Origin of the sequence: Micromonospora sp. NPDC023633 (genome assembly GCF_040640035.1) — a bacterium.
In the GTDB taxonomy this organism is placed as follows: Bacteria; Actinomycetota; Actinomycetes; order Mycobacteriales; family Micromonosporaceae; genus Micromonospora.
The window spans coordinates 33,598-55,095 of sequence record NZ_JBFABB010000021.1; the positions used below are offsets into that span (position 1 = coordinate 33,598).

The window sequence follows — 21,498 nt, forward strand, 5'->3', positions numbered from 1 at the left end:
CAAGTAGCGCTCCGGCCTCCGGTGATAGAGTCCGCCGTCGAGGTCGAAGGGGGTTCACCATGGCGTTGAGCGTCGAGGAAAGCAGCCGGCTGGCCGGTCTGCTGACCGGTCACGCCGAGCGGATCATGCAGCGCTGGACGGAGATCGCCGCCGGGTCGCTGCGCGGGCGACTCAGTCAGGGCGAGCTGCGCCGGCAGATGCAGGAGCTGCACTCTAGCATGATCACCGCGAGTCAGCAGGGTGCCGTCGACCTCGACTCCGAGCAGGCGACGGAGCTGCGCGCCGTGCTCTCCGAGCTGTCCCGGGGACGCGCCCGGCAGGGCTTCTCCGCCTCCGAGACCGCGGTCAGCGTGTTCTCGCTCAAGGAGGTGCTGCTGGAGCTGATGGAGGCCGAGGGCGGCCCCCACACGCTCCGCGACTACGTCGCCTTCTCGGGGCTGATCGACCAGATGGGTCTGTTCACCTTCGAGAGCTTCGTACGCACCCGCGAGAGCCTCATCGCCGACCAGGCGGAGCAGCTGCTGGAGCTCTCCACCCCGGTGGTGAAGCTCTGGGAGGGCGTGGTCGCCGTGCCGCTGGTCGGCACCCTCGACTCGGCCCGGGCCCAGGTGGTGATGGAGCGGCTGCTCCAGACCCTGGTCGACACCGGCTCGCCCTACGCGATCATCGACATCACCGGCGTGCCGGCGGTGGACACCCAGGTCGCCCAGCACATCCTCAAGACCGTGGTGGCCGCCCGGCTGATGGGCGCCGACTGCATCATCTCCGGCATCCGGCCGCAGATCGCGCAGACCATCGTGGCCCTGGGCATCGAGTTCGGCGACATCGCCACCAAGGCCAGCCTCGCCGACGCGCTGCGGCACGTGCTCCGGCTCACCGGGGTCGAGACCGGCCGCCGCCAGCGCCGGGAGGCCTGATGGAGCGGGTGCCGATCCTCAAGATCGGCGACATCCTGCTGGTCTCCATCCAGGTCGACATGTCCGACCAGACGGCGGTCCAGCTCCAGGAGGACCTCGCGGAGCGGATCGTCGCCACCGGCTGCCACGGCGTGATCATCGACATCACCGCCCTGGACATCGTCGACTCCTTCGTCGGGCGGATGCTGTCGACCATCGCCTCGATCTCCAAGGTGCTCGACGCGGAGACGGTCGTGGTCGGGATGCGTCCCGCCGTCGCCATCACCCTGGTCGAGCTGGGCCTGTCGCTCAACGGAATCCGGACGGCGCTCAACGTCGAGCGGGGCATGGAGCTGATCGCGGCTGCCCACGCCGACGAGCTCGCGTTCGACGACGAACCGGACACCGAGACGACGGCGTTGTCATGACCGCCGGAGTCGACCTGGGCCAGCCGCAGGCACAGGCGATCCGCAGCGACGAGGACGTGGTCCGCGTCCGGCAGTTGGTGCGTACGGTGTCGGTGGCGGTCAAGCTCTCGCTGGTCGACCAGACCAAGGTCGTCACCGCGGCGAGCGAGCTGGCCCGCAACACCCTGGTGTACGGCGGTGGCGGCATGGTCGAGGTGACCACGGTCGACAACGGCCGGCGACGGGGCGTGCGGATCGTCTTCGCCGATTCCGGCCCGGGCATCGCCGACCTCGACCTGGCGCTGACCGACGGCTACACCACCGGCGGCGGGCTCGGCCTTGGGCTCAGCGGCGCCCGCCGGCTGGTCGACGAGTTCGACATCCAGACCGCCGCGGGTGAGGGAACCCGGATCACGGTCACCAAATGGTCCCGATGAACGACGAAGCGGTCTCCGACCGCGGAGTCTGGTTCCGGGTCGAGAGCGGCGGTGCGGCCAGCGCGGTGCGTCGGGCCGCCGAACGGCTCGGCGCCCAGCTCGACCTGACCGCCGCCCGCACGGCCGACCTGGCCATCGTCGCCGCCGAGCTGACCAGCAACCTGGTCAAGCACGCCGACGACGGTGTCCTGCTGCTTCGGCCGGTGCGGCGCGACGGGGAGGCCGGCGTGGAGCTGATCGCTCTCGACACCGGGCCGGGGATGGCCGACCTCACCGCCTCCTCCCAGGACGGGCACTCCACCGCCGGGACGCTCGGCATCGGCCTCGGCGCGATCGTCCGGCAGGCCAGCTGGTTCGACGGCTACTCCCGGCCGGATCGCGGCACCGTCCTCGCCGTCCAGGTCTGGCCGAATCGCGACGGCGGGCACGAGCGGCCCTGGGTCGGCGCGCTCAGCCGGCCGCTGGCGGGGGAGTCGGTCAGCGGCGACGGGTACGCGTGGCGGATCGTCGAGGGCCGGCGCCAGGTGCTGGTCTGCGACGGCCTGGGGCACGGGCCGCTCGCCTCCGCCGCCACCGACGCCGCGCTCGACGCGTTCCGCAAGGCGCCGGCGGGGGCGCCGTCGGCGGTCGTGGCGCACCTGCACCGCTCGATGTCGCACACCCGGGGCGCGGCGCTGGCCGTGGCCGAGCCGGACCCGTCGGCCGGGGTGCTGCGCTACTCGGGGCTGGGCAACATCTCCGCCGCCGTGGTCGGCGCGGACGGCAAGCGGCGGGGCCTGGTCTCGCTGCCCGGCATCGCCGGGCACCAGCGTCCCTCGGTCCGGGAGTACGACTACCCCTTCGACGCCGACGCCCTGCTGGTGATGCACAGTGACGGGGTGGTCGACCGCTGGCAGTTCGCCGACTACCCCGGTCTCGTCGACCGGTCGCCCCTGGTGGTGGCCGCGACGGTGCTGCGGGACGCCGGCACGCGTCGCGACGACGCCTGCGTCCTGGCCGCCCGGGCATGGTCGTGACCGGACCCGCGGGGGCTCCGCTGCTGACGATGGCGCTGCGGGTCGAACACGACATCTTCGTCGTGCGGCAGCGCGGCCGTGAGGTCGCCGCCGCGGTGGGGCTGGAGCACCAGGACCAGGTACGCATCGCCACGGCGCTCAGCGAGGTCGCCCGGGACCTGCTGCACTCGGTCGGCGGGGCGGAGGTGGCATTCGTCATCGCCGATGACCCCGCCGACGGCAGGCGGCACCTCCGGGTGGACCTCGTCCCGGTGCGTCCGCTGCCCGACGGGCGGTACGAGCCGCAGTCCGGCGCCGTGGCGCGTTTGGTGGACAAGTTGGGCGTGGTGACACGGCAGGGGGATACGGTCGTGAGGATGTCCCGACGTGTTCCGGTCACCGCAGAGGTGCTGACCTCCGAGCGTCTCGCCGAGCTGCGGTCCGAGCTCGACCGGAACGCCCCGGGCAGCGCCCTGGACGAGTTGGCCGCCCAGAACGCGCAACTGATCGCCGCCCTGGACGAGGTACGCAGCCAGCGCGACGAGCTGGCCGTCCTGAACGAGGAGCTGGCCGAGACCAACCGGGGCGTGATGGCGCTCTACAACCAGCTCACCGAGGAGCTGGAGGAGACCAACCGCGGCGTGGTGGCCCTCTACGCCGAGCTGGACGAGAAGTCCGCCCAGCTGCGCGCGGCGAGCGAGTCGAAGAGCCGCTTCCTGGCGAACGTCAGCCACGAGCTGCGGGCGCCGGTCACCGCGATCATGGGGCTGGGCCGGCTGCTCGGCGACTCCGCGTCCGACCCGCTCACCGCCGAGCAGGCCCGCCAGGTCGGGCTGATCCGCTCCTCGGCGGGTGACCTCCTCACGCTGGTCAACGAGCTGCTCGACCTGGCCAAGGCCGAGTCGGGCCGGATCGAGCCCGACTGGGCCGAGGTCGACCTGCGGCCGGTCTTCGGCCAGTTGCGGGGCACGCTGCGGGCCCTGGCCACCCGGCCCGACGTGGAGCTGGTGGTGGAGGAGCCGCCCGTCCCGGCGACGCTGCGTACCGACGAGGTGCTGCTCGCCCAGGTCCTGCGCAACCTGCTGCACAACGGGCTCAAGTTCACCGAGCGCGGCGAGGTCCGGCTGCGGGCGGAGCGGCGGGACGACCAGTGGTCGCTCACCGTCTCCGACACCGGCGCGGGCATCCCGCCGGAGCTGCACGAGCGGATCTTCGAGGAGTTCTACCAGGTGCCCGGCGCGACCCGGGTCGGCGGCACCGGCCTCGGCCTGCCGTACGCGCGGCGGTTGGTGACCCTGCTCGGCGGCACCCTGGTGGTGTCCAGCGAGCCGGGCCGGGGCAGCACGTTCACGGTCACCCTGCCCACGGGAGGAGCGTGACCGTGGAGGGTGGCCCGGTGACGGTGCTGGTGGTCGACGACAGCCCCACCAAGCGCTACCTCCTGGTCAGCTGGCTCTCCCGGGCGGGCTTCACCGTGCTGGAAGCCGAGACCGGCACCGAGGCGCTGGCCCGGGTCGGGGTGGACCCGATCGACCTCGTGGTGCTCGACGTGCGGCTGCCCGACCTGAACGGGTTCGAGGTCTGTGAACGGATCAAGGTGGCGCACCCGGCGATGCCGGTGATCCACGTGTCCGCGCACGCGGTGGACGTGGCGGACCGGGCGCAGGGGCTGACCCGGGGCGCGGACGCGTACCTGGCCGAGCCGATCGAGCCGGAGGAACTGGTCGCCACCTCCCACGCGGTGCTGCGCTACTACCGGGCCCGGCAGCGCGCGGAGCTGCTCGCCGAACGGCTGCTCGGGCTCGCCGACACCACCGTGGCGGTGCACTCCGCCCGGAGCTTCGCGCGGCTGCTGGAGGCGGCGGCGACCGGCGCCGCGCAGATCTTCAAGAGCCCGGCCGCCGTGATCGCCGAGACGTTCGACGGCGACTGCCTCGCCGGGATCGCGGACGGCCCCGGCGGCACGGCCAGCATCGTCCCGTGGATCGTCGACGACACCGGGGTGCCGACCGGGACGACGGTCCGGGTGGACGCGCCGGCCGCCTGGGGTCTGGTCGACTGGCCGGTGGACGACACGGTCACGGTGGCCGCCGCCCGGCTGCGCGAGGACCGCGCGCCGCTCTACGTCGTCGTGCCCACCGCCACGCAGACCGCCCGCACCCCGGTGCTGCGGCAGCTCGCCCAGGCGGTGGCGGCGGCGGTGGAGGGGCAGCGCTCCTTCGACGAGGAGCACCGGATCGCGGTGACCCTCCAGCGCAGCCTGCTGCCGCGCCGGATACCGCAGGTCAACGGGCTCGACCTGGCTGTCCGCTACGAGCCGGCGAGCGCGCAGACCGAGGTGGGTGGCGACTTCTACGAGCTGGTGATGCTCGACGGTCACCTGCTGCTGGCGATCGGCGACGTGGCCGGCCACTCGCTGCACGCCGCGACGGTGATGGCCGAGCTGCGGCACGCGGTGCGGGCGTACGCGGTGGAGGGGCACCAGCCGGGCGAGATCCTGGACCGGGTCAACGACCTCATGCGCACCCTGCTCCCCAACGAGCTGGCCACGATCTGCGTGCTGCTGCTGCACCCACCCAGCGGCCGGGTGCGGCTGGCCAGCGCCGGTCACCTGCCGCCGGCGCTGAGCCTGGACGGCAAGGTGGAGTTCGTGCAGCACTCGGCCCCGCTGCTCGGGGTCCGCGCGCAACGGCCGCCCGACCTGGAGTTCGTGCTGCCGGCCGGGGCGACGCTGGTGTTCTACACCGACGGCCTGATCGAGCGGCGGGACACCACGATCGACGACGGGCTGGCCGCGCTGGCCGTGGCCGCCGGCCGGGTCGACGACGACCTGGACCGGTTCTGCGAACGGCTCCTCGTCGAGCTGGCCCCGCCGGAGATCCACGACGACGTCGCCGTGGTCGCTCTGCGCCGCCGCTGACCGCCGGCCGCAGGTCAACCCAGCGAGCGGCCGCAGGTCAGCCGAGCGAGCGGGCGTACGCGGCCGGGGAGACCCCGGCGACGGCGGTGAACTCGCGGACCAGGTGGGCCTGGTCGCTGTAGCCCAGGTCGGAGGCGAGCGCCGCCCAGTCCTGCGGCCCGCCGGCGGCCTGCTCGATCGCCTCCTGGAGCCGGTAGCGCCGGATGACCCATTTGGGGCCGACGCCGACGTACTCCAGGAAGAGCCGCTGCAACCGGCGGACGGAGCTGTCGTGTCGCCGGGCGAAGTCGCTCACCCGCAGGATGTTCCGGTCGGCGCGGATCTCCTCGACCAGCGCGATGACCTCGTCGGCGACCGGGTCCGGCTCGGGCGCCCAGGCGGTGAGGAAGGCGTCCAGCGCGGCGCAGCGCTCGTCGTCCGTACCCTCGCAGACCGCGCCGCCCCCGACGGGTCGCGGGGTCGGGTCGGCACCGGTCGGGTCGGCGGCGGTGGGGCTGCTGGCGAGGGGTAGGCGCCGGCCGGTCAGCTCGGCGATCGGCCGTCGCCAGTAGGGTCGGAAGCCGCCCGGGCGGAACTGGACCCCGCAGACCTGGCCGGCGCTGGCCAGCGTGATCGACAGGAGCCGCAGCCCGACGCCGGCGATCTCGGCGGTCTCGGGGGCGCCGTCGTGGCGGGCGAAGACCACGTTCACCGCGGGATGCGGCACGACCCGCTGCACGAACGGCTCGGTCAGCTGCCAGTCGACGAGCCAGTAGTGCTCCACGTAGGGCAGGAGCGTGGCGGCGGGCAGGAAGCGGCGGAGCCGGACCCGCCGCAGCAACCGGTGGGGGTCCAGAATTCCCCGGCTGTCGCGGCGCGGCTGGTGTCGCATTTCTTCAAGACGATCCTCATACGCTGAACCTATGTCCACAAAGACTAGTGATCTGCTGGCAGCCGCGGCACCCCGTACCGTCGCGGTCATCCGGGGAATCTCCGACGACCAGTTGGACCTGCCGACCCCCTGCAGCGACTATGCGGTACGCGATTTGCTCAACCACTTCTACCAGGCGGTACTCAACCTCCGGGTCCTCGCGGGCAAGCAGCAGCCGGAGTGGGTGGAGAAGCCCGACCACCTGACCGAGGGCTGGCGCGACCGGTTCGAGGGCGAGATCGGGAAACTCGTCGAGGCGTGGTCGGATCCGGCCGCCCTGGAGGGTGACTCGCCGGGCATGGGGATGCCGCAGGAGACGGTCGGCAGCATCGCGCTGCTCGAACTCACGGTGCACGGTTGGGACCTGGCCATCGCCACCGGCCAGCCGTTCCAGCCCGCGCCGGAGGCGCTGCCCCCGATCTACGCGTTCATGGAGCAGCGGGGTCCGGTGGCCCGCGAACGCGGTCTCTTCGCGGAGCCGGTGGACGCGTCCTCCTCGGACGATTCGGAGATCGATCGTCTCCTCGCCCTGACCGGTCGGCAGCCCGCCTGGTCGGCCGGCGCCTGATCGGACAGCCCTCTCCTTCTCGCAGGCCCGCGCGGCACCCCGCCGCGCGGGCCTTCTTGACAGCCACTATTCACCCGGCGAATAGTGACCCGGGTGTCCACACCGCACGTGCTGCTCGGGCTGCTGGCCGCCGGCAACCGGCACGGCTACGAGCTGAAGCGCGCCCACGACGAGCGCCTGCCCCGTGCCAGGCCGCTGGCGTTCGGGCAGGTCTACTCGACCCTCGGCCGGTTGCAGCGGGACGGCCTGGTGGCGCCGGCCGGGCAGGACCGCGAGGGTGGTCCCGACCGCACCGCGTACGCGCTGACCGGTGACGGCCGGGCCGCGCTGGAGCGGTGGCTCGCCGAGGTCGAGCCGCCGATGCCGTACGTCGCCAGCACGCTCTTCGCCAAGGTGGTCGTGGCGCTGCTGGTGGCCGACGCGGACCGGGCCCGGGCCTACCTCGTCGCCCAGCGCCAGGCCCACACCGAGCGGCTGCGCGAGCTGACCGCAGTGAAGACGGCGCCCTCGGCCAGCCTGGACGACATCGTCGCGGCCGACTTCGCCATCGCCCATCTCGACGCCGACCTGCGGTGGTTGCAGACCACCCTGGGCCGGGTCGCCGACTGGCACCGGGAGGTGCACTCGTGACGCAACTTCAGGCTCGCGGCGTGGTCAAGGCCTACGGGCGGACACCCGCGCTGCGCGGCGTCACCCTCGACGTCGCCGAGGGGGAGATCGTCGCCATCACCGGCCCGAGCGGCTGCGGCAAGTCCACCCTGCTGCACTGCCTCGCCGGCATCCTGCGCCCGGACGCCGGCGAGGTGAGCTGGAACGGGCACCGGATCGACACCTGGTCCGAGGCGGCACGGTCCAGGCTGCGGCGCACCGAGTTCGGCGTGCTCTTCCAGTTCGGCCAGCTCGTCGCCGAGCTGACCGCCGCCGAGAACGTCGCCCTTCCGCTGCTCCTCGCCGGCGTCCGGCGGCGCGAGGCGCGGACGGCGGCCCTGTCCTGGATGGACCGGCTCGGCGTGGCCGAGCTGGCCGACGTCCGGCCGGGCGAGATGTCCGGCGGGCAGCAGCAGCGCTGCGCCACGGCGCGGGCCCTGGTCACCGAGCCCCGGGTGCTCTTCGCCGACGAGCCCACCGGCGCGCTGGACACGCTCACCGGCGAGCAGGTGCTCACCCAGCTGGTTCGGCTCGCCCGCGAGCAGCGGACCACGGTCGTCCTGGTCACCCACGAGCCGCAGATCGCCGCGTACGCCGACCGCGAGGTCATCCTCCGCGACGGCACGGTCGACCACACCGGGCTCGGCCTCGACACCCCGCTGCCCGGCGGCCACCGGTGAGACCGTCGACGCTGGTACGCCTCGCCCTGGCCGGCACCCGCACCGACACCGTCCGGGTGGCGCTGACCGCGCTCAGCGCCGCCCTGGCCACCCTCGCCGCCCTGGCCGCGCTCACCGTGCTGGCCATCCCCACCCCGCCCGCCACCGACGGCAACAGAAGCCGCTGGTCCGAGCAGTACGCCAACCAGCTGCTCGTCGAGCCGGGGCTGCGCGGCGGCACGGCCTTCGCCCTGCTGCTGCTCATGATTCCCGTGCTGGCGTTGGCCGGGCAGTGCGCCCGGCTCGGGGCCCCGGCACGGGACCGCCGGCTGGCCGCGCTCCGGCTGGCCGGCGCCACCCCGGGCCAGGTGACCCGGATCGCCGTGCTGGAGACCGGCGTGGCGAGCCTGCTCGGCACGCTGGCCGGCGCGTCGGTCCACTTCGCCGGCCGGGAGCTGTTCGACCGGCCCGACGCCCAGGGCCGGCTCGTCCTCCCCACCGACGTGCTGCCCCCGGCGGGCGAGCTGGCGGCGGTGCTGGTGGGGCTGCCGGTCGTGGCGGCGCTGGCCACCGCGCTGATGCTGCGCCGGGTGAGCACGACCCCGTTCGGCGTGCTGCGTACGCACCGCCGGGAACGCGGCCCCCGACCCTGGGCGGGCGTCCTCATCTGCGTCGGGCTCGTGGCCTTCCTCGCCGTCGAACCGGTCACCCGCTGGTACGTCCGGCGCGGCGCCGACGGACCGTCGTGGCTGGTGCCGGCGCTGCTCGTCGGCGGCGGGCTGGCCGCGATGGTCGGGGTGGTCGTCGGCACCGGCTGGATCTCCTGGACCGCCGGGCGGATGCTGCACCGCTATGCCCGGGGGCCGGCCGCGCTGCTCGCCGCCCGCCGGCTGATGGCCGATCCGTGGGCGGGCAGCCGCACCTTCGCCGCCCTGCTGGCGGCGGTGCTCCTCGGCGCGGGCGCGGCCGGGCTCCGGGAGTACTTCGTGGCGGCCGGCGAGCTGAGCCGGTTGACCGGCGGCGGGATCGCCGGCGACTTCTACCTGCGGACCATGGACCTGGTGGACCTGGCGGTGGCGGTGGCGATGCTGGTCGCCGCCGGTGGGCTGGTCGTCGCGGTGGTGGAGGGGATCACCGCCCGGCGGCGCGCGTACGCGGCCCTGGTGGCGACCGGGGTGCCCCGGCCCACGCTCGGCCGGTCCATCGCCTGGCAGTCGCTGGCCCCGGCCGTGCCGGCGGTGGCCGTCGCGCTCGCCGTGGGCCTGCTGCTGGCCCGGGGGCTCTTCCGCGCGCCGGTCAGCACGATCCACGACGAGGTCTGCGACGCCACCGAGCAGCTCTGCGCCGACCCCGCCACCCGGGGGCGGTACGTCCGGGTCGTGGAGACCACTGAGGTGACCGTGCCGCCCGACGTACCGCTGGAACAGCTGGCCCTGCTCGGGGCCGGCGCCCTGGCGGGGGTGCTGGTGACGGTCGGCGTCGGCCTGCTCTTCCTGCGCGCGGGCACGGCCGTGGAGGAGCTGCGGGCGACCTGAGCCGGCGTAACGCGGATCCCGTCGGCGGCGCTGTAGGCGACGGAGGCCCGCAACCGGGCCGGGCCGGGCGCATCCACGCCCGGGGCTGTGCCAGGTGGCCGAGCAGCAGGAGACCATCAGATGCACCACCAGTCCGGCGGGTCACCGCCGGTTTTCGTCGACCGGACCGGGCGCCGGCGCCGGCTTGCCGTCATCGCCGGCACCGCGATGGGCCTCGGTCTGCTCACGAGCCTCGGCCTGATCGCCGCCGGCCTGTTCATGGACACGTCGGTGCCGCTGCCCGGCTGGTCGGACGACCGTCGGGCGCCGCTCGAAGCCGGGATCGACGGCCGCGACGGGGCCGATCGCCCGGCCCCGACCGGTGTGCGTCCGTCGACGGTGACCAGCACCTCGGCCCCGACGCCGACGGCCACCCGGTCCGCCGGATCCAGGTACGGCTCCGCCCCGGCCACCACCGGCCCCGCCCGGCCCGACCAGTCCGACCGACCGGGACAGGGCGACGAGCGGCGCGGTGCGAAGCCCAGCAGGTCCCCGGGAAAGCCGAGTTAGCGGGTGGCCCGTCACGTCGCGCGGCGTGACCCACGCGCGCACTGGGTCCTGCTGCTGCTCGGCCTGGTGCTGCTGCTCGCCGCGCTCACCGTCAACGGCGTGGTGACCGGGCTGGCCGGCGGCTCCGGCAGGGCGGGGGCTCCACCACCCGGCGCGGCCGTGGCCGTGCCCAAGGACGTCGTCGCGGGCGGGCCGGTGCTGCGGCTGGACCGGGACCGGCCGGTCAGCCGCTTCATGCCCGACCGGACGATCGCACTGACCTTCGACGACGGGCCGGACCCGCGATGGACGCCGCAGGTGCTCGACGCGCTGCGCCGGCACGACGCGCGCGCCACCTTCTTCGTGGTCGGCGCCCGCGTCAACGAGCACCCCGAACTGGTCCGGCGGATCCTCGCCGAGGGCCACGAGATCGGCTCCCACAGCTTCACCCACACCGATCTCGCCGCCGCGCAGAGCTGGCGGCGGGACCTGGAACTCTCGCTGACCCGCAAGGCGGTCGCCGCGGCGACCGGCCGCGAGGTCACCCTGCTGCGGCCGCCGTTCTCCTCCCATCCGTCCGCGCTGACCGGTCCGGAGTACGCGGCGCTGCGCGCCGCCGCCGGCAGCGGACACGTCGCGGTGCTCGCCGACCGGGACACCAGGGACTGGCAGCGGCCGGGCGTGCCGGCCATCGTCAAGGCCGCCAGCCCCGAGCGGGGTCGCGGCGCGGTGGTGCTGATGCACGACGGCGGAGGCGACCGGGCACAGACGGTCGCAGCCCTGGACCGGCTGCTGCCCGGGCTGGTCCGGCAGGGATACCGGTTCACCACCGTCTCCGAGGGAGTCGACGCGCCGGCCTCGATGGTGCCGGCGAGCGGCGGGAGCAGGCTCAGCGGCCACGCCCTGCGGTGGACCCAGGCCGGCGCCGGCTGGCTCGCCGGGGCGATGGACCTGCTGCTCGGGGTCGCGCTGGTGCTGGGCGTGGCCCGGCTGCTCGTGCAGGTGTGCTGCGCGCAGTCGCACGTACGGCGGGTCCGCAGGGCGAGGCGGACGCCGCCGAGGATCACCGCCCCGGTGTCGGTGATCGTGCCGGCCTACAACGAGGCCGCGAACATCGCCGCGACGGTCCGGTCGCTGATGGCCAGCGACTACCCGGCGCTGGAGGTGATCGTGGTCGACGACGGGTCCAGCGACGACACCGCCGGGATCGTCGAGCGGCTCGGCCTGCGCGGGGTGCGGGTCATCCGGCAGGCCAACGCCGGCAAGCCGGCGGCGCTGAACACCGGGGTCCGGGCCGCCCGCGCCAACCTGCTGGTACTGGTCGACGGGGACACGGTCTTCCAACCGGACACCGTGCACCGGCTGGTGCAGGGCTTCGCCGATCCGACGGTGGGTGCGATCTCCGGCAACACCAAGGTCGCCAACCGGCGTCGGCTGCTCGGCCGCTGGCAGCACCTGGAGTACGTGATCGGCTTCAACCTCGACCGCCGGATGTACGACGTGCTGGAGTGCATGCCGACCATTCCCGGCGCGATCGGCGCGTTCCGCCGCGAGGTGCTGCTCGCCGTCGGCGGGGTGCCCGCGGACACCCTCGCCGAGGACACCGACCTCACGATGAAGGTGCTGCGGGCCGGCTGGCGGGTGGTCTACGAGGAGGCGGCGATCGCCTGGACGGAGGCGCCCTCGTCGCTGCGGCAACTCTGGCGGCAGCGCTACCGCTGGTGCTACGGCACCATGCAGGCGATGTGGAAGCACCGCCACGCGCTGCGCGAGTCGGGCGCCGGCGGCAAGCTCGGCCGGCGCGGGCTGCCGTACCTGACGGTGTTCCAGATCGTGCTGCCGCTGACCGCCCCCGCGGTGGACGTCTACGCCGTCTACGGCCTGATCTTCCTGCCCTGGTCGACGCTGGTGCTGGCCTGGGCGGGGCTGCTGCTCCTCCAGGCGTTCACCGCCGCGTACGCGCTACGGCTGGACCGTGAGCGTCTCGGTCCGCTGTGGAGCCTGCCGTTCCAGCAACTGCTCTACCGGCAGGTGATGTACCTGGTGGTGGTGCAGTCGGTGGTCACCGCGCTGGTCGGCAACCGGCTGCGCTGGCAGCGGATGGTGCGTACCGGGGAGGCGGCCGCGCTGGTCGGGGCACAGGGACGGGCGCCCCTCTGACGCCCGGCGACGTCAGCCGGCGGTGAACAGGCCGGCGGAGAGCGCGAGCAGCGTCCCGGCGGCGGCCGAACAGCAGCACACCAGCAGGAACGCGACCACCGCGAGGATCGCCCAGACGCGCCGGTCACGCGCCGCCGCCCGCCACCCCGCCGCCGGTACGTCCTCGGCCGGCCCGTCGTCGTCCACCCCACCGGCCCCGGTCACTCCGGCAGTCTAGGTGCCGTCCCCGCCGTCCCGACCGCAGCGACGCGGGACCGTCGGCGTCCCCCGGATCGGGCAGGATTGGGCAATGGAGCTGGTCTCGATCACCGACGTCCGCAACGCCGCCGCCGACATCGCGGGCACCGTGCTGCGTACCCCGCTGCTGCGGACCGCATGGGACGCGCAGCTGTGGCTCAAGCCGGAGAGCCTGCAACCGGTGGGGTCCTTCAAGCTGCGTGGCGCGACCCACGCGGTCGCCCGGCTGACGCCCGAGGAGCGGGCGCGCGGCGTGGTCACCCACTCCTCGGGCAACCACGGCCTGGCGCTGGCGTACGCGGCCCGGGCGGCCGGTGTGCCGTGCCGGATCGTGGTGCCCGAGGGCGCCCCGGCGGCGAAGGTCGACCGGATCCGGGCGCTGGGCGTCGAGGTGCTGCTGGTGCCGCCCCCGCGACGCGGCCCGGAGGCGGAGCGGATCGCCGCGACGACGGGGGCGGTGCTGGTGCCGCCCTTCGACGACCGGCGGATCGTCGCCGGACAGGGCACGGTCGGGCTGGAGATCGCCGAGGACCTGCCCGACGTCGACGTGGTGCTGGTGCCCGTGGGCGGCGGCGGGCTCTCCTCCGGCGTCGCGACCGCGGTCACAGCGTTGCGGCCGGCGGCGACGGTGATCGGGGTCGAGCCGGAACTCGCCGCCGACGCCCGGGACTCGCTGGCGGCCGGCTCGGTGGTGGTGTGGGGCGAGGAACGCACCTATCGCACGATGGCCGACGGGCTGCGCCTGCCGCCGTCCGAGCTGACCCTCGCCCACCTGCGGGCCCGGCTCGACCGCATCGTCACGGTGACCGAGGAGGAGATCCGGGCCGCGATGGGCCGGCTGGTCCGCGACGCCCGCCTGGTCGTGGAGCCGAGCGGCGCGGTGGCCGTGGCCGCCCGGCTGTTCCGCGCCGCCGAGCTGCCGCCCGGTCGTACGGTCGCCGTGGTCACCGGCGGCAACGTCGACCCGGCGGTGCTGGCGGGCGTGCTGGGCTGAGGGCGGCGGGCAGGGCCCTCGTCGGGAGGGCCCTGCCCGCCGCCGCTCAGGCGCGGCCGAGGCGGTCGAGGATCCAGGCGTTGACGAACGCCTCCTCGCGCCAGGAGTCGTAACGGCCGCTCGGGCCGCCGTGGCCGGCGCCCATCTCGGTCTTCAGCAGGTAGTCGCCCTGCGGGGCGACCGCCCGCAGCCGGGCGACCCACTTCGCCGGCTCGTGGTAGAGCACCCGGGTGTCGTTGAGGCTGGTCACCGCGAGGATCGCCGGGTAGTCCACCGCCCGCACGTTCTCGTACGGCGTGTAGGACTTCATGTACGCGTAGACCTCCGGGTCGGCCAGCGGGTTGCCCCACTCCTCCCACTCGGTGACGGTCAGCGGCAGCGACGGGTCGAGGATCGAGGTGAGCGCGTCCACGAAGGGCACCTGCGCGACGATCCCGGCGAACGCGTCCGGGGCGATGTTGGCGACCGCGCCCATCAGCAGGCCGCCGGCCGAGGCGCCCCGGGCGACCAGCCGGTCGCTCGTCGTCCAGCCCGCCTTGACGAGGTGCCGGGCGCAGGCGACGAAGTCCGTGAAGGTGTTCTTCTTGGCCAGCAGCTTGCCCTGGTCGTACCAGCGGCGGCCCAGCTCGCCCCCGCCCCGGATGTGCGCGACGGCGAAGATGACGCCCCGGTCCAGCAGCGAGAGCCGGGCGACGGAGAACCACGGGTCCATGCTCGCCTCGTACGAGCCGTAGCCGTAGATCACGCAGGGGGCGGAGCCGTCCTTCGGCGTGCCGGCCCGGCAGACCAGCGAGATCGGCACCCGGGTCCCGTCGTCGGCGAGCGCCCAGTCGCGGTGCTGCTCGTAGTCGGCGGGGTCGTACGCCCGACCGTCCGGCCCGGGCTTCACCGGCTTCTGCCGGCGCAGCACCATCTGCCGGGTCACCAGGTCGTAGTCGTAGACCGAGTCAGGGGTGACCAGCGAGGCGTAGCGGAGCCGGATCTGCCCGGTGCGGTACTCCGGGTTGTCGTGCAGGCCGACGCTGTAGAGCGGCTCCGGGAAGTCGATGTCGTACGCGTCGCCGCCGCCGACGGGCAGCACCCGCAGCCCGGTCAGCCCGTTGGTGCGCAGCGAGACGACCAGGTGGTCGGCGAAGGCGTCGACCGCCTCCAGCCGGGTACCGGGCGAGTGCTCGATCAGCGGCACCCAGTCGCCGGGCGCGTCCGCCGACGTGTACGCCAGCGCGAAGTCCTCGGCGCCGTCGTTGTGCAGGATCAGGAAGCGGTGCCCGTGGTGCTCGACCGTGTACTCCACGCCCTGCCGCCGGGGCGCCACGGACGCCGGCGCGCCGGTCGGGTTGCCGGCCGGGATCACCAGCACCTCGCTGGTGATCTTGCTGTGGACGTCGATGAGGATGAACCGCTCCGAGCGGCTCAGCTCCACGCCGACCCAGAACCGCTCGTCGTCCTCCTGGTAGACCACCACGTCCTCGCTGGACGGGGTGCCCAGGGTGTGCCGCCACACCCGGTTGGGGCGCCACGTCTCGTCCACCGTCACGTAGAAGAGCACGGAGGCGTCGGCGGACCAGGCGGTGCCGTAGAACGTGCCGGGCACCTCGTCGGGCAGCAGCTCGCCGGTGGAGAGGTCCTTGACCCGCAGCGTGAACCGCTCGTCGCCGGAGAAGTCCGTGGAGTAGGCCAGCCACCGACCGTCCGGGCTGACGTCGAACGCGCCGAGCGCGAAGAAGTCGTGCCCCTCGGCGAGCAGGTTGCCGTCGAGCAGCACCTCCTCGCCGTCGAGCGGCGCGCCGTCCGCGCTGACCGGCGGCTCGGTCTCGCCGTCGCGGACCGCCCGGCGGCACTGCACGCCGTACTGCTGGCCCTCGACCGTGCGGGTGTAGTACCAGTAGCCGCCCTTGCGGCCGGGCACCGACAGGTCGGTCTCCTGGGTGCGCCGGCGGATCTCCTCGAACAGGTCGGCGCGCAGCCCTTCGAGGTGCGCCGTCCGGGCCGCGGTGTAGGCGTTCTCGGCGGTCAGGTAGGCGATCGTCTCCGGGTCGTCCTTGCCGGTGAGCCAGGCGTACTCGTCGACGACGGTGTCGCCGTGGTGGGTGCGCTCGCTGGGCACCCGCTTCGCCGTGGGCACGGGGGTCTCGGTGGTCACGGCGCCACGTTACCGGCCGCGCGCCGCCCGCCGCGCGGCCTCGTCGGCGACCCGCCGCCGCATCTTTCGAACATGTGTACGATGGCCGGCATGGCGGCTGCAGCGAGTTCCACCGACCGGCCCGGAGCCCTCGACATCACCCGGCGGTTGACGGAGATCTGCGGCCCGCCGTTCGCCCGCTTCGCCGGCCCCGCCGACGAGGTGGCCGGCCGCCCGGCCCGCTGGGTGGCCGTCCCGGGCGGTGCGCACGCCGCGGCCGAGGTGCTGCGGCTCGCCGCCCGGCACGATCTGACGGTGGTGCCACGCGGCGCCGGCACGAAGATCGACTGGGGCGCCGCCCCCGACCGGGTCGACATCATGCTCGACACCGGCCGGCTCGCCGGGATCGGGCACGAGCCGGTCGGCGCGCCCACCACCGAGGTCGGAGCGGGCACCCCGCTGCGCGCGGTGCAGGCCACTCTGGACCGCACCGGGCAGCGCCTGGCACTCGACGCCCCCTCGCCCGGCGCCACCCTCGGCGGCGTGCTCGCCGCCGGTGAGGCCGGGCCGCTGCGGCACCGCCACGGCAGCCCCTGCGACCAGCTCGTCCGGGTGCGCTACCTCGACGCCGACGGCGAGCTCGTCGAGGCCGGGGGAGGCGCCGCCGGGTTGGAACTGGCCCGGCTGCTCTGCGGTTCGCAGGGGGCGCTCGGCGTGCTGGTCTCCGCGACCCTGCGGGTGCAGGCCGTCCCGGCCGGCCGGATCTGGGTCAGCCGGCCGGTGTGGACGCCGCTGGAGGTGCACGACCTGATCCGCACCGTGCTCGCCGCGCGCCTCGACCCGGCGGCGGTCGAGCTGGACCTGCCGGCCGGCGCGGGACCCCGGCCGCGCCAGGGCAGCCGGGCCGCCGCGATGGCCGCGCACCCGTCCATGACGGGGCGCGCCGGCGGCGGCCCGGCCAGCGCCGGGCGGCTGGTGGTGCTGCTGGAGGGCGGCCCGGCCGACGTCGCCGAGCGCGCGGACCGGCTCGTCGCGCTCCTCGGCGGCGGCGCGGTCGCCAGCCACGCCGCGCCCGAGTGGTGGCGGCGCTACCCGTTCGGCCCGGGCGACACGGCGCTGCGGATCGAGGTGCCCATCGCCGACCTGCACGCCGCGGTCTACGCGCTGCGGGACGCCGCCGGTGGCCCCGTCCCGGTGCGCGGCTCCGCCGGCCTCGGCGTGGTGCACGCGGCCCTGCCCGGCGCCATGTCCCCCGACCGGGTGGCGGCCATCCTGGCCGCCGTCCGCGGCGTGCTCCTCGCCCGGCAGGGCCGGTGCGTGGTGGTCTCCGCGCCGGCGGCCGTCCGGCGGGCCGTCGACCTGTGGGGCGAGCTGGCCGGGCTGGCCCGGCTGCGCGCGGCCAAGGAGCACCTCGACCCGCACCGCCGCCTCGCCCCGGGCCGGCTCCCCGGCGGCCTCTGACCGCCCGGGCAGCTCACCGGCGTGTCCCGGCGACGCCGCGCAGCAGCGGCGGACGCTCGGCGGCCTGATGGACGGTGCATGGGGCCGGGCGAAGTCGTCCGGCGGCACCGACCGATCCGAAGGGGGACCGGCCGCGTCGCGCCGTGCCGGTCCTCGCCGCGACCCGGACGCCCGCGCCGTGCCGGCCCTGCCACCGGTGCTCAGGCGGCGTCGTTGCGGAGCACCAGGATGGCGATGTCGTCGCGGGGCGCCTCGGCCGAGAAGCCGATCGCCGTCGAGCGGAGCCGGGCCGCGATCACGTCGGCCGAGTAGCCGGCCAGCGGGGCGGCGGCGTCGCGCAGCCGCTCGGTGCCGAACAGCTCCCGGCCGCGCCGCCGCTCGGTGACCCCGTCGGTGTAGAAGACCAGCGCGTCGCCCGGATCGAGCGCCACCACCGCCGTCGGGGAGGCGATCGAGTCGAGCAGCCCGAGCGCGGTGCCGCCGGTGCCGACGAAACGCGCCCCGCCGCCGGCGGGCAGCAGCACCGGCCGGTCGTGGCCGGCGAGGTGCAGGGAGACGTCGAGCTGGTTGCCGTCGCCGGGGCCGACCGCCGCCAGCGCCAGCGTGCAGTAGCGCCCACCGCCCCGCTCGAACAGCGTCTCGTTGACCCGGGCCAGCGCCTCCGGCAGCGGCTTGCCGTCGCCCACCAGCACCCGGATGACGTCGCGGACCAGGCCGGTGACCGTCGCCGCCTGCACCCCCTTGCCCGAGACGTCGCCGATCACCACCAGCCAGCGCCCGTCCGGCAGGGGCACCACGTCGTAGAAGTCGCCGCCGACGTCGACGTCACCGCCGGTCGGGACGTACTCGGCGGCGAAGCCGATGCCCTCGACCACGGGCAGCACCGGCGGCAGCAGCGACTGCTGGAGCGTGTGTGCGACGCGCCGGCGTTCGGCGTGGATTCGGGCGTTCTCGATCGCCAGCGCCGACCGCCGGGCGACGTCCTCCAGCACGGCGACCTCGTCCGGGTCGTGCCGGTGCCGCTGGTGCCGGCCGACGGCCAGCGTGCCCAGCCGCTGCCCCCGCGCGATCAGCGGGACGGCGAAGCCCTCCATCGGCGCGCCGAGCGGCATCTGGGTGCCGTTGCGGGACGCCTCGCGCAGCCGGGCCTGGACCGAGTCCGGGCCGGTCTCCTCGAGCACCTGGTGCAGCTGGGGCAGCACCGACTCGTCCGCGTGGCTGGCCGCCGCGAGGCGGAGCCGGCCCCACTCGTCGGTCGTGTGCACCGCGCACCACTGCCCGAGCCGGGGCACCACGAGCTGGGGGACGAGCGCCATGGTCAGCTCGACGTCCAGCGACTGCGCGAGCAACTCGCTGGCCTCGGCGAGGAAGGTCAGCCAGGCCTGCCGGCGGACGTCCGCCCGGCGCAGCCGGTCGTTCTCCAGGTGCAGCGAGAGCCGCTCGGCCATCAGCACGGCCAGCGGTCGCGCGTACGCCGACGGGGCCGCGTCCAGCTCCAGTTCGCCGGCGTACGGCCGGTGCACGGCCAGCGGCACGCGGAGCAGCTCGTTGCCGGGCCGGGGCTGGCGGCCGTACCGGGCCAGCACCTGGGTGCCCTGTCCGTCCCCCCGGTCCAGCCGCACGACTCCGCCCGCCGCGCCGACCATCTCCGCCACCCGGGTGAGCAGGCTGGTCGCGAAGTCCGGCAGCGGATCCTCGGCGTACGGGTCGGGGGTGGTCTGCATCAGCTCGCTCATGGCCCCGGCGCTCGGCGCGGAACTCTCCGGGGCCGTCGGCGTGCCACCCCCGGCGGTCGCCGCGCCGGGCGTCCCCGCTCCCCGGTCGCCCGTGGCCCGGTCGGGCAGGTCCAGCCGGAACCACACCCCCTTGCCCGTGGGCAGGTAGGTGGTGCCCCAGCGGCTGGCGAAGTGGTCGACGAGCAACAGCCCCCGGCCGCGTTCGGAGACCTCGTCGATGTTGGTGGCGTCGTTGCGGACCCCGACGATCAGCTCCTCCACCGGGCCGGCAGCGAAATCGGACACGGTGACGGTGATCCCGACCGGGTCGGCGACCACCTCGATGTCCAGCTCGGTGCGGGCGTGCTCCACCGCGTTGGTGGAGAGCTCGGTGGTGAGCAGCATGGCCTCGTTGGCCAGTCCGTCCAGGCGGGCCTCGGTGAGGACGGACCGCACGAGGGCCCGCGCCGCGGCGGGCGTACGTCGGTCCGCGGGGAGCCGGACGCGCCGGACGTGCTCGTCTCGGCCCCCGGTCGTCGCGGGCCCCGTCTCCGCTGACACCCCCGTATCCTCCACCGCCACCCGTGCGGGTGCCAAGCCGATGCCCAGACGGCATGCCCACCCCCGCCCCCCACTCCGCGCCCTCACCCCGCCCTCCGCCTCGTCGATCACGGACTTGTGGTGGGCAATTGGTAATACTTCGCCCATCTCGTGGGGCACCACAACCGCATGATCGGCCCCTGGGTCGGGCGGGGGTGGGGACGGGGTGGATCGGGGGTGGGGTGGGCGCGTGGGCGTGGCGTGGGGGAGGTCGCGGGCACAATGATGGGATGGCCGGCGTCGGCAGGAGCCGGTGGCCCCGAGCTGAGCGAGGAATGATGACCACGAGACAGTCGGCGACCGCGGACCCTTCCGCGCCCGACCACGAGGCGCTCCTCGGCGAGCTGACCGAGGCACTGCGGCGGGTCGGCCGGGGTGACCTGAAGGTCCGGCTGCCCCGCCGGGCGGGCCGGGCCGGTGAGGTCGCGGACGCCTTCAACGAGGTCGTGTCGCTCCAGGAGCGGCAGTACCTCGACCTGCGGCGGATCAGCCGGATCGTCGGCCGGGACGGCCGGCTCACCGAGCGCCTGGACGACGAGGGCCTGGACGGCTCCTGGGCGGAGGGGCAGCGGGCGGTCAACTCGCTGATCGACGACCTGGGCCGGCCGACCACCGAGATCGCCCGGGTCATCGTCGCGGTGGCCGACGGCGACCTCTCCCAGCACATGGCCCTGGAGATCGACGGTCGGCCGCTGCGCGGCGAGTACCTACGGATCGGCCGCACGGTCAACACGATGGTCGACCAGCTCTCGTCCTTCTCGAACGAGGTCACCCGGGTGGCCCGCGAGGTGGGCACCGAGGGCAAGCTGGGCGGCCAGGCCGACGTGCGCGGCGTCGCCGGCACCTGGAAGGACCTCACCGACTCCGTGAACACCATGGCGTCGAACCTGACCGGCCAGGTGCGGTCGATCTCCCAGGTGGCGACGGCGGTGGCCAAGGGCGACCTGTCGCAGAAGATCACGGTCAGCGCGCGCGGCGAGGTCGCCGAGCTGGCCGACACGATGAACTACCTCACCGACACCCTGCGGCTCTTCGCCGAGCAGGTCACCCGGGTGGCCCGCGAGGTGGGCACCGAGGGCAAGCTCGGCGGGCAGGCCGACGTGCCGAACGTGGCCGGCACCTGGAAGGACCTGACCGACAGCGTCAACTCGATGGCGTCCAACCTGACCGCCCAGGTGCGCAACATCGCCCAGGTCTCCACGGCGGTGGCCCGGGGTGACCTGTCGCAGAAGATCACCGTGGCGGCGCAGGGCGAGATCCTGGAACTCAAGGACACCGTCAACACGATGGTGGACCAGCTGTCGTCGTTCGCCGACGAGGTGACCCGGGTGGCCCGCGAGGTGGGCATCGAGGGCAAGCTCGGCGGCCAGGCCCAGGTGCGCGGCGTCTCCGGCACCTGGCGCGACCTGACCGAGAACGTCAACCAGCTCGCCGGCAACCTGACCAGCCAGGTCCGCAACATCTCCCAGGTCTCCACCGCCGTGGCGAAGGGTGACCTGTCGCAGAAGATCACGGTCGACGCCCAGGGCGAGATCCTGGAGCTGAAGAACACCGTCAACACGATGGTGGACCAGTTGTCGTCGTTCGCCGACGAGGTGACCCGCGTCGCGCGCGAGGTGGGTACGGAGGGCAAGCTGGGCGGTCAGGCCCAGGTCAAGGGCGTCTCGGGTACGTGGCGGGACCTGACCGACAACGTGAACTCGATG

19 protein-coding genes are annotated in these 21,498 nt (G+C 74.4%); 15 read left to right on the forward strand and 4 right to left on the reverse strand.

The window, feature by feature from the left end; translation table 11 throughout:
* Positions 1-59: 59 nt before the first annotated feature.
* The 6 genes from AB0G13_RS09360 to AB0G13_RS09385 are packed head-to-tail and all read left to right on the forward strand — an operon-like array spanning position 60 to position 5,655.
* On the forward strand, positions 60-917 hold the full coding sequence (locus AB0G13_RS09360) for an STAS domain-containing protein (RefSeq protein ID WP_357871275.1): 858 nt from the start codon (positions 60-62) through the stop codon (positions 915-917).
* On the forward strand, positions 917-1,324 hold the full coding sequence (locus AB0G13_RS09365; protein ID WP_357871278.1) for an STAS domain-containing protein: 408 nt from the start codon (positions 917-919) through the stop codon (positions 1,322-1,324). Before AB0G13_RS09360 ends, AB0G13_RS09365 begins: the two co-directional genes overlap by 1 nt.
* Positions 1,321-1,740 carry an ATP-binding protein gene (locus AB0G13_RS09370; protein WP_357871280.1) on the forward strand — a complete coding sequence of 140 codons (420 nt, stop codon included), beginning with the start codon at positions 1,321-1,323 and terminating at the stop codon, positions 1,738-1,740. The genes AB0G13_RS09365 and AB0G13_RS09370 overlap by 4 nt, the downstream gene beginning before the upstream one ends.
* The gene (locus tag AB0G13_RS09375; RefSeq protein ID WP_357871283.1) at positions 1,737-2,756 is read left to right on the forward strand and encodes a SpoIIE family protein phosphatase; all 1,020 of its coding nucleotides are present in this window, start codon (positions 1,737-1,739) and stop codon (positions 2,754-2,756) included. Before AB0G13_RS09370 ends, AB0G13_RS09375 begins: the two co-directional genes overlap by 4 nt.
* Positions 2,747-4,114, forward strand: coding sequence for a sensor histidine kinase (locus AB0G13_RS09380; protein ID WP_357871286.1), 1,368 nt, complete (start codon positions 2,747-2,749; stop codon positions 4,112-4,114). The genes AB0G13_RS09375 and AB0G13_RS09380 overlap by 10 nt, the downstream gene beginning before the upstream one ends.
* A gap of 2 nt (positions 4,115-4,116) precedes the next feature.
* On the forward strand, positions 4,117-5,655 hold the full coding sequence (locus tag AB0G13_RS09385) for a SpoIIE family protein phosphatase (RefSeq protein ID WP_357871289.1): 1,539 nt from the start codon (positions 4,117-4,119) through the stop codon (positions 5,653-5,655).
* Positions 5,656-5,692: 37 nt separating this feature from the next.
* On the opposite strand, the gene AB0G13_RS09390 is transcribed toward AB0G13_RS09385, so the two are convergent.
* Positions 5,693-6,526 carry an AraC family transcriptional regulator gene (locus AB0G13_RS09390; RefSeq protein ID WP_357871292.1) on the reverse strand — a complete coding sequence of 278 codons (834 nt, stop codon included), beginning with the start codon at positions 6,524-6,526 and terminating at the stop codon, positions 5,693-5,695.
* Positions 6,527-6,557: 31 nt separating this feature from the next.
* Between AB0G13_RS09390 and AB0G13_RS09395 the strand changes: the two genes are divergently transcribed.
* The 6 genes from AB0G13_RS09395 to AB0G13_RS09420 all read left to right on the forward strand — a co-directional run bounded on the left by AB0G13_RS09395 (position 6,558) and on the right by AB0G13_RS09420 (position 12,663).
* Positions 6,558-7,133 (forward strand): TIGR03086 family metal-binding protein, encoded by a 576-nt coding sequence (locus AB0G13_RS09395; RefSeq protein ID WP_357871294.1) that lies wholly within the window; start codon positions 6,558-6,560, stop codon positions 7,131-7,133.
* 93 nt (positions 7,134-7,226) lie between these two features.
* Entirely contained in the window at positions 7,227-7,763 is a 537-nt protein-coding gene (locus AB0G13_RS09400) for a PadR family transcriptional regulator (protein WP_357871297.1), read from the forward strand.
* Positions 7,760-8,461 carry an ABC transporter ATP-binding protein gene (locus AB0G13_RS09405; RefSeq protein ID WP_357871300.1) on the forward strand — a complete coding sequence of 234 codons (702 nt, stop codon included), beginning with the start codon at positions 7,760-7,762 and terminating at the stop codon, positions 8,459-8,461. The genes AB0G13_RS09400 and AB0G13_RS09405 overlap by 4 nt, the downstream gene beginning before the upstream one ends.
* On the forward strand, positions 8,458-9,975 hold the full coding sequence (locus tag AB0G13_RS09410; protein ID WP_357871303.1) for an FtsX-like permease family protein: 1,518 nt from the start codon (positions 8,458-8,460) through the stop codon (positions 9,973-9,975). Before AB0G13_RS09405 ends, AB0G13_RS09410 begins: the two co-directional genes overlap by 4 nt.
* A gap of 120 nt (positions 9,976-10,095) precedes the next feature.
* Entirely contained in the window at positions 10,096-10,524 is a 429-nt protein-coding gene (locus AB0G13_RS09415; RefSeq protein ID WP_357871306.1) for a hypothetical protein, read from the forward strand.
* Positions 10,525-10,527: 3 nt separating this feature from the next.
* Positions 10,528-12,663 (forward strand): bifunctional polysaccharide deacetylase/glycosyltransferase family 2 protein, encoded by a 2,136-nt coding sequence (locus tag AB0G13_RS09420; protein WP_357871309.1) that lies wholly within the window; start codon positions 10,528-10,530, stop codon positions 12,661-12,663.
* 12 nt (positions 12,664-12,675) lie between these two features.
* Here the strand turns inward: AB0G13_RS09420 and AB0G13_RS09425 are convergent, their stop codons facing one another.
* Positions 12,676-12,867, reverse strand: coding sequence for a hypothetical protein (locus AB0G13_RS09425; protein WP_357871311.1), 192 nt, complete (start codon positions 12,865-12,867; stop codon positions 12,676-12,678).
* Between the two features lie 85 nt (positions 12,868-12,952).
* On the opposite strand from AB0G13_RS09425, the gene AB0G13_RS09430 reads away from it, so the two are divergent.
* Positions 12,953-13,894 (forward strand): pyridoxal-phosphate dependent enzyme, encoded by a 942-nt coding sequence (locus tag AB0G13_RS09430; RefSeq protein WP_357871314.1) that lies wholly within the window; start codon positions 12,953-12,955, stop codon positions 13,892-13,894.
* A 46-nt stretch (positions 13,895-13,940) separates the two neighbouring features.
* On the opposite strand, the gene AB0G13_RS09435 is transcribed toward AB0G13_RS09430, so the two are convergent.
* Positions 13,941-16,037 carry a S9 family peptidase gene (locus AB0G13_RS09435; RefSeq protein WP_357871317.1) on the reverse strand — a complete coding sequence of 699 codons (2,097 nt, stop codon included), beginning with the start codon at positions 16,035-16,037 and terminating at the stop codon, positions 13,941-13,943.
* A gap of 90 nt (positions 16,038-16,127) precedes the next feature.
* Here AB0G13_RS09435 and AB0G13_RS09440 point away from each other — a divergent pair, with 90 nt between their 5' ends.
* Positions 16,128-17,477 carry an FAD-binding oxidoreductase gene (locus AB0G13_RS09440; protein WP_357871320.1) on the forward strand — a complete coding sequence of 450 codons (1,350 nt, stop codon included), beginning with the start codon at positions 16,128-16,130 and terminating at the stop codon, positions 17,475-17,477.
* A gap of 200 nt (positions 17,478-17,677) precedes the next feature.
* On the opposite strand, the gene AB0G13_RS09445 is transcribed toward AB0G13_RS09440, so the two are convergent.
* Positions 17,678-19,753 carry a SpoIIE family protein phosphatase gene (locus AB0G13_RS09445; RefSeq protein ID WP_357871324.1) on the reverse strand — a complete coding sequence of 692 codons (2,076 nt, stop codon included), beginning with the start codon at positions 19,751-19,753 and terminating at the stop codon, positions 17,678-17,680.
* Between the two features lie 314 nt (positions 19,754-20,067).
* Here AB0G13_RS09445 and AB0G13_RS09450 point away from each other — a divergent pair.
* Positions 20,068-21,498: HAMP domain-containing protein (locus AB0G13_RS09450; RefSeq protein ID WP_357871327.1), on the forward strand; the 1,431-nt coding region annotated here is incomplete at its 3' end.